At 62.5% G+C, this 12,720-nt stretch carries 12 protein-coding genes and 1 tRNA gene; 12 read left to right on the top strand and 1 reads right to left on the bottom strand.

Annotation, left to right across the window (positions count from 1 at the left end; genetic code table 11):
• Window positions 1-66 precede the first annotated feature (66 nt).
• Complete coding sequence (gene lspA / locus LR961_RS12025; protein WP_232149515.1) at window positions 67-579, top strand: signal peptidase II; 513 nt, start codon at window positions 67-69, stop codon at window positions 577-579.
• Window positions 580-634: 55 nt separating this feature from the next.
• Window positions 635-1,585 carry a 4-hydroxy-3-methylbut-2-enyl diphosphate reductase gene (ispH, locus tag LR961_RS12020; protein WP_232149514.1) on the top strand — a complete coding sequence of 317 codons (951 nt, stop codon included), beginning with the start codon at window positions 635-637 and terminating at the stop codon, window positions 1,583-1,585.
• 24 nt (window positions 1,586-1,609) lie between these two features.
• Here ispH and LR961_RS12015 read toward each other — a convergent pair whose 3' ends face one another.
• Complete coding sequence (locus tag LR961_RS12015) at window positions 1,610-2,545, bottom strand: LysR family transcriptional regulator (RefSeq protein WP_232149513.1); 936 nt, start codon at window positions 2,543-2,545, stop codon at window positions 1,610-1,612.
• A 131-nt stretch (window positions 2,546-2,676) separates the two neighbouring features.
• On the opposite strand from LR961_RS12015, the gene LR961_RS12010 reads away from it, so the two are divergent.
• The 10 genes from LR961_RS12010 (at window position 2,677) to cyoD (ending at window position 12,578) form a co-directional block, all read left to right on the top strand.
• Window positions 2,677-4,248, top strand: a complete 1,572-nt coding sequence (locus LR961_RS12010; protein ID WP_332311033.1) for a GMC family oxidoreductase N-terminal domain-containing protein — start codon at window positions 2,677-2,679, stop codon at window positions 4,246-4,248.
• Between the two features lies 1 nt (window position 4,249).
• A complete protein-coding gene (locus tag LR961_RS12005) occupies window positions 4,250-4,510 on the top strand; it encodes a hypothetical protein (protein ID WP_232149511.1) in 261 nt (86 codons plus the stop codon).
• A 20-nt stretch (window positions 4,511-4,530) separates the two neighbouring features.
• Window positions 4,531-6,012 (top strand): aldehyde dehydrogenase family protein, encoded by a 1,482-nt coding sequence (locus LR961_RS12000; RefSeq protein ID WP_232149510.1) that lies wholly within the window; start codon window positions 4,531-4,533, stop codon window positions 6,010-6,012.
• Window positions 6,013-6,064: 52 nt separating this feature from the next.
• Complete coding sequence (locus tag LR961_RS11995; protein ID WP_232149509.1) at window positions 6,065-6,955, top strand: catalase; 891 nt, start codon at window positions 6,065-6,067, stop codon at window positions 6,953-6,955.
• A gap of 94 nt (window positions 6,956-7,049) precedes the next feature.
• Window positions 7,050-7,125: transfer RNA gene (locus tag LR961_RS11990), tRNA-Thr, on the top strand.
• Window positions 7,126-7,237: 112 nt separating this feature from the next.
• On the top strand, window positions 7,238-8,239 hold the full coding sequence (locus LR961_RS11985) for an acyltransferase family protein (RefSeq protein ID WP_232149508.1): 1,002 nt from the start codon (window positions 7,238-7,240) through the stop codon (window positions 8,237-8,239).
• Between the two features lie 289 nt (window positions 8,240-8,528).
• Window positions 8,529-9,605 carry a ubiquinol oxidase subunit II gene (cyoA, locus tag LR961_RS11980; protein ID WP_232149507.1) on the top strand — a complete coding sequence of 359 codons (1,077 nt, stop codon included), beginning with the start codon at window positions 8,529-8,531 and terminating at the stop codon, window positions 9,603-9,605.
• A gap of 2 nt (window positions 9,606-9,607) precedes the next feature.
• Window positions 9,608-11,605 carry a cytochrome o ubiquinol oxidase subunit I gene (cyoB, locus tag LR961_RS11975; protein WP_232149505.1) on the top strand — a complete coding sequence of 666 codons (1,998 nt, stop codon included), beginning with the start codon at window positions 9,608-9,610 and terminating at the stop codon, window positions 11,603-11,605.
• Entirely contained in the window at window positions 11,602-12,237 is a 636-nt protein-coding gene (cyoC, locus tag LR961_RS11970; protein ID WP_232149503.1) for a cytochrome o ubiquinol oxidase subunit III, read from the top strand. Before cyoB ends, cyoC begins: the two co-directional genes overlap by 4 nt.
• A complete protein-coding gene (gene cyoD / locus LR961_RS11965; RefSeq protein ID WP_232149501.1) occupies window positions 12,237-12,578 on the top strand; it encodes a cytochrome o ubiquinol oxidase subunit IV in 342 nt (113 codons plus the stop codon). The genes cyoC and cyoD overlap by 1 nt, the downstream gene beginning before the upstream one ends.
• Window positions 12,579-12,720 lie beyond the last annotated feature (142 nt).

Raw genomic sequence — 12,720 nt, 5'->3', positions numbered from 1 at the left:
ACGAACGCAGGCCGCCGTGCTGGTTCGTTTCCACTCCCATTCTGATGAATTCGCACAGGCGTCCACATGCAAGCAAAAGCAGTTAAACCCAACGCATTGATCTGGCTGCTGGTGTCGGTGCTCGTCATAGTCCTGGACCAGTGGAGCAAGGCGTGGGTGCTGGCCAGCCTGCCCGAGTTCACGCCGGTGCCGGTGATCGACGGCTTCTGGAACTGGTACCGCACCTACAACACCGGCGCGGCATTCAGCTTCCTCAGCAATGCCGGTGGCTGGCAGCTGTGGTTCTTCACCGTGCTGGCGGTCGGCATCAGCGGGCTGATGGCGTTCTGGCTGTCGCGCACGCCGCGCGCGGCCTGGCGCAGCGCCCTGCCATACGCACTGGTGATCGGCGGCGCCATCGGCAACATCATCGACCGGCAGATTCACGGTCACGTGGTGGACTTCATCCAGTGGTACGTCGGCAGCTATTACTGGCCATCCTTCAATATCGCCGATTCAGCGATTGTGGTGGGCGCCATCGGCATCGCGTTGTCGGGGTTTTTAACCAAAGATGAAAAGCCGGCAGCCAATAATGGTTGATGCCGTACCGGTTCCCGTTCCTTCCCAGCCAGTTCCCGCTTCACAGGTATTCCAGATGGACGTCTTGCTCGCCAATCCCCGTGGTTTCTGCGCCGGTGTCGACCGCGCGATCGAGATCGTCAAGCGTGCGATCGAAACGCTGGGCGCACCCATCTATGTGCGGCACGAAGTGGTGCACAACCGTTTCGTGGTTGATGACCTGAAGGCGCGCGGCGCGATCTTCGTCGAGGAACTGGATGAGGTTCCGGACGGCAATACGGTCATCTTCAGTGCGCATGGCGTCTCGCAGGCGGTGCGCGGTGAAGCCGAGCGTCGTGGCCTGAAGGTGTTCGACGCCACCTGTCCGCTGGTGACCAAGGTTCACCTGGAAGTGGCGCGCCATTGCCGCGCGGGCCGCGACGTGGTGCTGATCGGCCACGAGGGCCACCCGGAGGTGGAAGGCACGATGGGCCAGTGGAACCGCGAGAAGGGCAGCGGCCACATCTACCTGGTGGAAAGCGTCGAGGACGTGGAAGCGTTGCAGGTCAGCCAGCCTGAGAACTTCGCCTACACCACCCAGACCACGCTGTCGGTGGACGATACCCGCGCGGTGATCGAAGCCCTGCGCACCCATTTCCCGGCCATCCAGGGCCCCAAGAACGACGACATCTGCTACGCCACGCAGAATCGCCAGGATGCGGTGCGCGATCTGGCCAAGCAGTGTGACCTGGTGCTGGTGGTGGGCTCGCCGAACAGCTCCAACTCCAATCGCCTCAGCGAACTGGCGCGGCGTGAAGGGGTGGAGTCGTACCTGATCGACGGTGCTCACGAAATCGACCCGCAGTGGGTGGTCGGCAAGCAGCGCATTGGCCTGACTGCAGGTGCCTCGGCGCCGCAGGTGCTGGTGGATGGCGTGATCGCCCGTCTGCGCGAGCTGGGTGCCAATGGCGTGGGCGAGCTGGATGGCGAGCCGGAATCGATGGTGTTCGCGTTGCCCAAGGAACTGCGGCTGCGTCTGGTTGACTGAGACGCCGGTTGCGCGTGACGGCCTCTACGCTGCGTTTGCAGATTGTCCGTAAAGCTGCGCGGTGATGCGCGCGGCGATGAAGTCGATGAAAACCCGGACGCGCGGCACTTTGCCGAGCATCTGCGGCCACACCAGGGAAACACTGCCGCGCTCCACCGCGTGGCTGACCAGTACGGGCTGCAATCGCCCCGCTGCGATCTCATCGGCGACTAGGTAAGCCGGTGTCTGAGCCAGGCCGAGTCCGGCGATGGCAGCGGCCGCGATGGCCTCTTCGTCATTGAGTATGGTCACCGGTGCCGGTGACCTGAATGGTGTGCAGCCCTCGAACAACCACGCCTCGACGCGACCGCTGCGGGTTGCCTGGTAGTGGATGCAGTGATGTCCTGCAAGTTCCGCTGGCGTGATCGGGATGCCGTGCCTGGATAGATAGCCGGGGGCGGCGAAGGTTGCGAGCGGGAGTGGCCCAAGTCGCCGCGCATGCAGGCTGGAGTCGGCCAGCTCACCCAGCCACAGCGCTACGTCGTACCCCTCTTCGATCAGGTCCAGCCGGCGGTCGTCCAGGCTGAGGCTGAGCATGACGTCCGGAAAGCGTTCGTGAAAGTCGAACATGGCCGGCAACACGATCCTGCGGCCAATGACCGTAGGCAAGCGGATCTTCAGCGGCCCGCGCGGCGCATGCTCCAGTAGATGCAGTTCGTGTTCGGCTTCGTTGAGGTTTCTGACGATATCCACGACATGCCGATACAGCACCTCACCTTCGGCGGTCAGCGACAGCGCTCGCGTGGTTCTGTTGAGCAGGCGTTTTCCCAGCCGCAGTTCGAGTCGTTCGATGGCTTTCCCAACGGCCGAAGCCGATAGCCCAAGCTCCCGGCTCGCCGCGGAAAAACTGCGCGCGTCCACCGCCGCGGCAAATGCAACAAGACCGCTGGGTGAATCGAGCGATGTCAGGCGGCTGGACATTCTGTCGGCAATGTTGAGACGGCTGGACGTATTCCGTCAACGACGCCGACGATCAATCATGGCTCCAGCGCATTGCTGCAGTGGTGTACCCGCGATCAATCGAAACAGTCGGTCGCGCAGATGCGTCACCAATGGAGGACGGGCAAATGAGCGATCAACACAAAGCCCCTGCGTCTCCGCGCCGGCAGCAGGATGCCGCGGCATTTGATTGCATCGTGGTAGGCGGCGGTTCTGCCGGAGCGGTGATGGCGGCACGTCTGAGCGAAGACGCCGATCGGCAGGTGTTGCTGCTTGAAGCCGGCCCGGCGTATGCGCCTGCCAACTATCCCGATTCCCTGCGTCTGCAGCACATCATTGGAGGTGATGCCGCGCACGATTGGGGGTACATGTCCGAGCCGGGCTGGCGTGGGGTGCACTTTCCGGTGCCGCGCGGCAAAGTGCTTGGTGGTTCATCGGCGATCAATGCCGGCGTGGCAATGCGTGCGCCGGCCGGAGATTTCGCACGTTGGACCGCGGCGGGACTGGAACACTGGACGGCCAGGGATGTGTTGCCGTTCTTCAGGAGAAGCGAGCGGACCGTGCATGGTCCGGATGCTGTCCATGGTCGCGATGGACCGTGGCCGATCCACCATCTGCTCGATGATGAGCTCTCCGACATGCAGCGCGCCTTCATTGCCTCGGCGGCAATGGCGGGGTTTGCCAACGTGCAGGATTTCAATGGTGAGCAGCCATTCGGCGCAGGTGCCTATCCGATGAACAATCGCGTGGGCCAGCGGCTGAATAGCGGCATGACGTATCTGTCGCAGGACGTGCGCGAGCGTCCCAACCTGACAATCCGTACGCAGCAGCTGGTGGATCGGGTCGAGGTCGATGATGGACGAGCGGTCGCTGTGGTGCTTGGTGATGGTCAGCGCTTCGCCGCCAAGGACATCGTGTTGTGCGCTGGCGCCTATGGCACCCCGGCGATACTGCTGCGCTCCGGCATCGGGCCGGCCGCGGATCTGCCTGCGCTGGGTGTGGAGCTTGTGGCTGATCTACCAGTTGGGCAGCGGCTGCAGGAGCATCCGTTCTACTACACGACGTGGGCGGCGCGGCCGGAGAAACTGGGGATCCCGTTGCCATTGGTGGGGGCCATGCTGTGGGCGCAATCCTCGGAGGCTGCAGCGGACGTCGGTGACCTGCATGTATCAGCGGTGCATTACGGTGATCCGGATAGTTCACCGACCGGTGCGGTGTTCGTGCTGGCACTTGGACTGACACGGCCACATTCGCTGGGCACCGTGACGCTGCGCTCGCGTGATCCAGCCGTCGCTCCGCGCATTGCGTTGAACGTGCTTGGCGATGAGCGTGACCGCCGGTTGATGGTGGAAGGGATCGAGTTGATCCGGCGCATCGTCCGGCATGGGCCGTTGGCCGAGATGATCACCGAGGAACTGGTGCCCGGGGCGGGGATTACCGGTTACGACGCACTGGAGGCGGCGCTGCCACTGGCCCTGGACATCTATCGCCATCCCGCTTCAACAGCGCCGATGGGTGGAGCGGGAGACGAGCACGCGGTGACGGACTATCAGGGTCGCGTGCTGGGCGTGGATGGCCTGCGTGTGGCGGATGCATCCTCGTTCCCGGATGTGCCCTGTGTAGCCCTCAACCCGACGGTCATCATGCTGGCCGAACGTATCAGCCAATGGATGCGGGGCGGTTGAGATGGCCTGGCGGGCGGACATCGTCCAGCGACTGAAGCAGACCGCAATGATCTGGCTGGCGGTGTATCCAAGCGTGCTGCTGGTGATGGCGCTTGCCGGAGATCGCTTCCGACAATGGCCGTTGCCACTGCGTGTACTGGCGTCGACGTTGCTGGTGGTACCGCTGGTCGTCAATTTGAGCGCGCCCTTGGTGCAGTTCATCGTCGCTGCCGTGGCCGATGCCTGGCGTCGGATCGGCCGGACCCGTACCCATCACAGATGAGCAGTGTTCACGGAGGTCGTATGGCTGTCACCCAGACATCCTTGCCCCGGCTGCCACATGCATCCAACTGGATCGGTGGTGCCGAGCGTTCCGAAGGGGCGCTTGAGGATTCCATCAATCCGGCGACCTATGAAGTGATTGGTCGCTACCCCGATGCAGGCCTTGCGGCAGCAATCGAGGCCGTCACAGCGGCCTCGGTGGCGTTCCGCCAGACACCGTGGGCGCATGATCACGCGTTGCGCGCGCGGGTGCTGGAGCAGCTGGCGGTGGCCTTTGAGCGCAATCGCGAGCGCTTGCTTCACATGTTGTCGCTGGAGAACGGCAAGGTCATGGGTGAGGCCGCCTTCGAGCTGGACATGGTGCCGAGCAAGCTGCGTTATGCCGCCGCGAGCGCAACACTGGACAGTGGGCGGGCAATGCGGCCGGCACCTGGTCGCCTGTCATTGATCCTGCGTCAGCCGATGGGCGTGGCCGGGGTGATCGCGCCGTGGAATTCGCCGGTGATACTGACCATCCGTTCATTGGCCCCGGCATTGGCTGCCGGTTGTACGGCAGTGATCAAGCTGCCTGCGCAGGTCGCGCAGACGGCGAGCATGATGGCGCGGATCATGGCCGAGGTGGAGGAGCTGCCGCGCGGGGTCATCAATCTGTTCTTCGAGCGTGGCGCAGAAGGATCGGCCTACATGGTGGAAAGCCCGTTGGTGCCGGTCATCAGTTTCACCGGTTCGACCCGTACCGGGCGTGCGATTGCCAGCGTGGGCGCGAAACATCTGAAGCGCTTCGGCATGGAGCTGGGTGGCAAGACGCCGATGATCGTATTCGATGATGCGGACCTGGAGGCGGCGTTGCCGGTGCTGGTGAAGGCGCTGACGGTCTTCGGTGGGCAGTTCTGCATGACCGGGTCGCGGTTGCTGGTGCAGCGGGGCGTTTACGAGACGGTGCGTGAGCGCATGGCGGAGCGATTGCACGCGGTCAACGTCGGGCCGGCGGCCGATTCGGGCAGCGACATGGGGCCGTTGATCGATCGGGCCAACGTGCAGCGGGTGGAGCAAGTGGTGGAGTCGGCACTGGCGGCGGGCGCTCGGGTGGTCGAGCGTGGCGGTGCCATCGACAGCGGCGTGCTGGCACGTGGGGCGTTCTTCCGTCCCGCGCTGTTGGAGGTGTTTGATAACGGATTGGACATCATCCAGCAGGAAACCTTTGGGCCGGTGCTGACCCTGCAGCGCTTCGACGACGAAGCCGAGGCCATCCAGCTGGCCAATGACAACGAGTACGGTCTGGCCGCCAGTGTCTGGACGCGTGACGTGGACCGGTCGCTGCGCATGGCGCAGGCCATCGATGCCGGCACGGTCTGGATCAACGATTGGGCGCAGGTGTTCGACGGCACCGAAGAAGGCGGGTTCAAGCAATCCGGCCTGGGTCGCCTGAATGGTCTGGCGGCGCTGGAGGACTTTCTGGAATACAAGCACATCGCGCTGCACCCCGGATTGGCCGGGCGGTGAAGGCGGAGCGTTGGTGCTGCTTGTGGCCAGTGATGGCGAGAAGGATGCATCCATGACGACGGAGATGGCCCAGGCGCTGATCGATGCCCTGCAGGCGGCAGGGCAGGTGGGTGTCGGCGAGCGGCTCAATCATGCGCGGGGCATCGTGCTCGATGGTCGCTTTCGTGCGACTGACATTGCGTCGGAGTTCTGTCTGGCGGAGATGTTTGCGGGCGCCGAACAGCCCGTGTTGGCGCGTTTTTCCAGTTCCGGTGCCGATCCGCATATCGATCAACGCAGCCCCCGCGCAGAACCTCGCGGACTGGCGCTGCGCATTGGCAACCATGCACCCATGGTGCTGGTGGGGCATGCGGTCGAGGGCTTTCCCGCCGCCGATCCGGCGCAGTTTCTCGCGGTGTTGAACGCGCTGCGCGCCGGTGCGCAGCCTGCCGCGGAATTGCTCGCGAATGCGGCCAAATGCCCGGCATGGGTGCGTTTCGAGGGCATGCGGCAGCGGCAGGCGGACAGCTTCAGTGGGTTGGACTACCACATGCTGCACCCGTACCAACTGGTTGGTGAGGGCGGGCAGGTGCATGTGGGGCGGCTGAGCGTGCGTGCGACCCGTCGCAGGCAGGGCGGGGAAGCGTTCGAGGGTCCGGATTGTCTGGACCGGCGGCTGTGCGATGAACTGGCGCATGGCTCGGTGGTTTTCGCGTTGCGGTTTACCCCGGTGGCGGGCGGGGCGGATCTGGCCGATCTGAGTGCCCCCTGGGACCCCGCACTGCCTTCGGTGACCCTGGGCCATGTGTGGCTGGAGCAACTGGCGGCTGAGCAGGACGCGCAGCGTCAGCGGGTATTCGACCCGGCCTTGCTGCCAGAGGACGTGGATTTCGCCGGCGACCCGATGATCGAGGTGCGGCTGCAAGCCTACCGTCTGGCGGCGCAGCGGCGATTGGGTGGATGAACCAGCGTCGGTCGGGCCGCCGTGGGGGCGGGTGCGCAGCCGGTACGCACATGAATTGACCATCGGCTTCAGCTTCGCCTAGAATTGGCGGCTCGCCGGAATAGCTCAGTTGGTAGAGCGGCGCATTCGTAATGCGTAGGTCGTAGGTTCGATTCCTATTTCCGGCACCAAGTTGTTTGCTTCAAGCGAAAGGCCAGTTCTTTATGAATTGGCCTTTTCCGTATTTGTACCTGCCTGTGCAGGCGTGAGATGTCTGGGGCTGGAAGCCAAAAGGGGGCGGACGTGCGTGACGCAAGGCTTGATGCGGCCAAGTTTGGTCTCATCGTACTGGTTGTTTTTGGTCATCTGCTCGAGCTGTTCAAAGGAGGCTCTCCTTGGTTCGAGTTGACGTACCGTTTTGTGTACATGTTCCACATGCCGGCGTTTGTGTTCCTTTCCGGAATGGTGAGCTCGGACTCTCTGGACGCTCGTACGGGGCGTCGCTTGCTGGCGACTGTGGTGATACCCCTGTTGGTTTTTCAAGCAGTTTTGCCCGCTTGGGAGGCTTACCTGAAGGGGGGCGAGTGGCGCTATAGCTTTGTGACGCCGTACTGGATCCTGTGGTACCTGGCCAGTCTGGTTGCCTGGAGATTGTTGTTGCCGCTGTTGACTGGTAGCGGCATGCCGATGTTGCTCTCAGTCCTTGTTTGCCTGGGAGCTGGCCTTGTTCCTGACATCGGTTACGCATACTCGGCGTCAAGAACGGCGACGTTCCTGCCATTTTTTGTTGCCGGATACCTCTACGCGCGTCGGCAGGGGTTGGTTTTGCCATCCATCAACCCTAGGGTGTGGATTGGCGCCGCGTTAATGATCGGCGTGTGGTTGGTAGCGAAGTGGAGTATTGGTTCCCCGATGCCCTGGTTATACGGGAGCGTGTCATATGCGGCCATGGGTATGGAGGGGGCAGAGGGAGTGATGTGGCGCACGCTGCTTCTGATTGTTGGCGGTTGTGGCCTGGTGGGATTCTTCTGCCTGGTGCCCAAGAGTGAACTGTTGGCAGGTTTGGGCCGGTACAGCATTGCTGCCTTTCTGTTGCACGCTTTTCTCATGAAACTAGCCCTTTACAAGGGGTGGCTCGCACCGCTTGTGAAGGCAAATCCACTCTATTCTTTGGTGCTTGCCATGTTGGTAGCGATCTTGCTGGCGGCGGGCCTTTGCTGGATTGGGAGGCTGCTCAACCCATTGTTCGACTACCGGTGGCTTTGGTCGGGTTTCGAGAAGCAGGACAGGCGAGCTGCTGTTTGAGGATTTAGCGCGAAACAGCTGGGTCCAACGGTCACGGAAGGCCGCCTGTTGGTTGTGCGACAGCCGGTTTTGGCGGGAGTGCGACAACATGTCGCACGGCTGTGAAGGCGTTTGCTGCGTTAAATCATTGTCAATGCCTATCTTAAGTGCTGCGTGAAGGCCTAAAATTGCGGCGCTGAATCTGGCACCCCCATGCACGCGTTCCCCCGGTGGCAATCTCCGGGCGGGCGTTCGCGTTAGCGCGCACGGGAATGCCGGACCAGGTACTCCCTCGCAATTGGATCGACCGATGATTCCGTTGAATACCCTTGGACGCTTGCTGCGTCCGGGCCTCGTTGTCGCTATGGCCGTCATGATGACGGGCTGCGACTGGGCCTTGTTTGACCCGAAGGGCCAGATCGCCCGGGACGAGCTCACGCTGCTGATCACCTGCACCGTGTTGATGCTGCTGGTGGTCGTGCCAGTGATCGTGATGACGCTGGTGTTTGCGTGGAAGTATCGCGCTTCCAACACCAAGGCCCGCTACGAGCCGAACTGGTCGCACTCCACCGCCATTGAAGTGGTGGTCTGGTCGATCCCGTGCATGATCATCCTGGTCCTGGCGGTGCTGACCTGGCGCTCTTCGCATGCGCTGGATCCGTACAAGCCGCTGGAATCGGATACCAAGCCGGTGGTGATCGAAGCGATCTCGCTGGATTGGAAGTGGCTGTTCGTGTACCCGGAAGAGAACATCGCCGTGGTCAACGAGCTGACCTTCCCGGTCGATGCGCCGCTGAACTTCAAGATCACCGCCGATACGGTGATGAACGCGTTCTTCATTCCGCATCTGGGCAGCATGATCTACTCGATGGCCGGCATGGAAACCAAGCTGCACCTGATCGCCAACGAGGCAGGCAGCTATGAAGGCCGCTCCTCGCATTACAGCGGTGCCGGCTTCAGCAAGATGCACTTCATGGCCCACGCGGTGAGCAATGAGGAATACCAGGCATGGCTGGCCAAGGTGCGTGCCGACGCCAAGGTGATGGACCAGAAGTCCTTCACTGAGCTGAGCGCCGAGAAGAACCACGACTGGCACCCGGTGACCTACTACGGCAGCACCGAGAAGGGGTTGTTCGACGCGATCCTGGCCAAGCACATGGGCGACAACCATCACTTCGGCATGAAGCACGATGGCAAGGCGATGTCGCACGAGGCCATGGGCCACGGCGCGATGAACCATGAAGCGATGGACCACGAGGCCGCCGGCCACGAAGGTCACGACGCTGCCGCCGCGCCTGCCGCCGTCGAGGCGGAAGGCCAGGCGGGTCACAATGCAAACGAGCACGCCGAGGCCGCGCATGCCGGCCACGGTCCCTCGGGAGAATGACGATGCTTGGAAAACTCTCATTTGATTCACTGCCGCACGATCCGATCGTGCTCACCACCCTGATCGGCGCGATCCTGGGCGGCCTGGCTGTTGTCGGTGCCATCACCAAGTTCAAGCTGTGGGGCTACCTGTGGAAGGAGTGGTTCACCTCGGTGGACCACAAGAAGATTGGCGCGATGTACCTGATCGTGGCGTTCGTGATGCTGCTGCGCGGCTTCTCCGACGCGATCATGATGCGTGCCCAGCAGGCTGTCGCCGCTGGTGGCGCCGAGGGCTACCTGCCGCCGCACCACTACGACCAGATCTTCACCGCCCACGGCGTGATCATGATCTTCTTCGTGGCCATGCCGCTGATCACCGGTTTGATGAACCTGGTGGTGCCGCTGCAGATCGGTGCACGCGACGTTGCCTTCCCGTTCCTGAACTCGCTTAGCTTCTGGCTGTTCGTCGCAGGCTGCGGCCTGATGATGATCTCGCTGTGGGTCGGTGAATTCGCTGCGACCGGCTGGCTGGCGTTCCCGCCGTTGTCGGGGCTGGAATACAGTCAAAGCGTGGGCATGGATTACTACATCTGGGCCCTGCAGGTTTCCGGCCTGGGTACCACGCTGAGCGGTATCAACTTCTTCATCACCATCCTCAAGATGCGTACCCCGGGTATGCCGCTGATGAAGATGCCGGTGTTCAGCTGGACCGCACTGGTCACCAACCTGCTGATCATCGCCGCCTTCCCGGTGCTGACCATCACCCTGGTGCTGCTGACCCTGGACCGTTACCTGGGCACGCACTTCTTCACCAACGATGGTGGCGGCAACGCCATGCTGTACATCAACCTGATCTGGATCTGGGGTCACCCGGAGGTCTACATCCTGGTGCTGCCGGCATTTGGCGTGTTCTCTGAAGTCATCGCCACGTTCTCGCGCAAGACGCTGTTCGGCTACAAGGGCATGGTCTACGCGACCTGTGCCATCGGCGTGCTGTCGTTCCTGGTGTGGCTGCACCACTTCTTCACCATGGGCTCGGGTGCCAACGTCAATGCCTTCTTCGGCATCACGACGATGATCATCTCGATCCCGACCGGCGTGAAGATCTTCAACTGGCTGTTCACGATGTACCGCGGTCGCGTGCACTTCACCTCCCCGGTGCTGTGGACGATCGGCTTCATGGTCACCTTCACCATCGGCGGCATGACCGGCGTGATGCTGGCGATCCCGGCCATCGACTTCGTGTTGCACAACTCGCTGTTCCTGATTGCGCACTTCCACAACGTCATCATCGGCGGCGTGGTGTTCGGCATGTTCGCCGGTATCACCTACTGGTGGCCGAAGATGTTCGGCTTCAAGCTGGATGAGACCTGGGGCAAGCGTGCGTTCTGGGGCTGGTTCATCGGCTTCTACGTGGCCTTCATGCCGCTGTACGCACTGGGCTTCATGGGTGCAACGCGCCGCATGCAGAGCTACCCGAACATGGAGTACCAGCCGTTCTTCATCGTCGCCGCCGTCGGCGCCGCGATCATCGCCCTGGGCATCGCATGCCAGGTCATCCAGATCGCCGTGTCCATCCGCGACCGCAAGAAGAACATGGACCTGACCGGCGACCCGTGGGATGCCCGTACCCTGGAGTGGGAAACCTCTTCTCCGGTGCAGTTCTACAACTTCGCCGTCCTGCCCAAGGGCGAGGAGCTGGATGATTTCTGGCAGCGCAAGCAGCGTGGCGAAGCCTGGGTCAAGCCGGCCAAGTACAGCGACATCCACATGCCGAAGAACACCGGCACCGGCGTCGTCATCGGTGCGTTCAGCCTGGTGCTGGGCTTTGCGATGGTGTGGCACGTGTGGTGGCTGGCCATCGTCGGCCTGGTCGGCATGATCGGCACCTTCATCTACCGCACCTTCGACAAGGACGTGGACTACTGGGTGCCGGCTGCCGAAGTCGAACGTATCGAGAATGAACACCGCCAGCACCTGGTCGCCCAGGGCCTGGTGAAGACCGAGGTGAAGGCATGAGCACTAACGCCCACACGATGACCCACGGTTCCGCCGCGCACGCGGCGGACCATGGTCACGACCACGAGCATCACGACACCGGCGAGAACACCGTCTTCGGTTTCTGGGTGTACCTGATGAGCGATCTGCTCATCTTCGCCACCCTGTTCGTGACCTACGTGGTGCTGTCCGGCGGCACCAACGGTGGCCCTGCGGCCAAGGATCTGTTCGACCTGTCCTTCGTTGCCTGGGAAACCGCGCTGCTGCTGATGTCCTCGCTGACCTTCGGCCTGGGCATGATTGCCCTGCACCAGTCCAAGCAGGGTTTGATGTTCTTCTGGCTGGCCATCACCTGGCTGCTCGGTGCCGGCTTCATGGGCATGGAAATCTGGGAGTTCAATCACCTGATCCATCAGGGCCACGGTCCGGACCAGAGTGCCTTCCTGTCGGCGTTCTTCGCCCTGGTCGGTACCCACGGTCTGCACGTGAGCGCCGGCATGCTGTGGCTGCTGGTGATGTTCATCCAGCTCAAGCGCGATGGCCTGACCCCGCGCAACAAGACCCGCATGGCGTGCCTGAGCCTGTTCTGGCACTTCCTGGATCTGGTCTGGATCGGCGTGTTCTCTGTCGTCTATCTGTCGGGAGCGATGTAATGTCCGCACATGACAATCATGCACACGGTGCCGGCGGCGAGAGCCACGGCAGCGTCAAGTCCTACCTGATCGGCTTCGTGCTGGCCGCAGTGCTCACCATCATCCCGTTCTGGGTGGTGATGAGCGGCGGTCTGTCCTCGAGCTTTGCCACCGGCGCGGTGATCGTGGTTGCAGGCATCCTGCAGCTGCTGGTGCACCTGGTGTTCTTCCTGCACCTGGACCGTTCCTCGGCCCAGCGCTGGAACGTCAACGCCGGCCTGTTCACCCTGGTGGTGATCGGCATCATCGTGCTCGGCACGCTGTGGGTGATGTGGAACATGAACTTCCACATGATGCACTGAGCGAGCTGATCGCTTGCGTCAACGAAAAAGGCCACCGCGAGGTGGCCTTTTTCGTTCCGGGGGAAAAGGGACGGGCGGATGAGGCCGAAGCCGGGGCACCCCAGTCCTGCCCTTCGTCAGGGAAGGGAAGGGGGAGCTCACG

The organism is Stenotrophomonas sp. SY1, assembly GCF_021202945.1.
Classification (GTDB): domain Bacteria; phylum Pseudomonadota; class Gammaproteobacteria; order Xanthomonadales; family Xanthomonadaceae; genus Stenotrophomonas.
This window is presented reverse-complemented; position numbering and strand designations above follow the sequence as displayed.

Excerpts from the sequence above, each read along its gene's own strand:
- ispH (WP_232149514.1), top strand. The coding sequence starts at position 635 with ATGGACGTCTTGCTCGCCAATCCCCGTGGTTTCTGCGCCGGTGTCGAC.
- LR961_RS12000 (WP_232149510.1), top strand. The coding sequence starts at position 4,531 with ATGGCTGTCACCCAGACATCCTTGCCCCGGCTGCCACATGCATCCAAC.
- cyoD (WP_232149501.1), top strand. The coding sequence starts at position 12,237 with ATGTCCGCACATGACAATCATGCACACGGTGCCGGCGGCGAGAGCCAC.
- cyoC (WP_232149503.1), top strand. The coding sequence starts at position 11,602 with ATGAGCACTAACGCCCACACGATGACCCACGGTTCCGCCGCGCACGCG.
- lspA (WP_232149515.1), top strand. The coding sequence starts at position 67 with ATGCAAGCAAAAGCAGTTAAACCCAACGCATTGATCTGGCTGCTGGTG.
- cyoB (WP_232149505.1), top strand. The coding sequence starts at position 9,608 with ATGCTTGGAAAACTCTCATTTGATTCACTGCCGCACGATCCGATCGTG.
- LR961_RS11995 (WP_232149509.1), top strand. The coding sequence starts at position 6,065 with ATGACGACGGAGATGGCCCAGGCGCTGATCGATGCCCTGCAGGCGGCA.
- LR961_RS12005 (WP_232149511.1), top strand. The coding sequence starts at position 4,250 with ATGGCCTGGCGGGCGGACATCGTCCAGCGACTGAAGCAGACCGCAATG.
- cyoA (WP_232149507.1), top strand. The coding sequence starts at position 8,529 with ATGATTCCGTTGAATACCCTTGGACGCTTGCTGCGTCCGGGCCTCGTT.
- LR961_RS12010 (WP_332311033.1), top strand. The coding sequence starts at position 2,677 with ATGGAGGACGGGCAAATGAGCGATCAACACAAAGCCCCTGCGTCTCCG.
- LR961_RS12015 (WP_232149513.1), bottom strand. The coding sequence starts at position 2,545 with ATGTCCAGCCGCCTGACATCGCTCGATTCACCCAGCGGTCTTGTTGCA.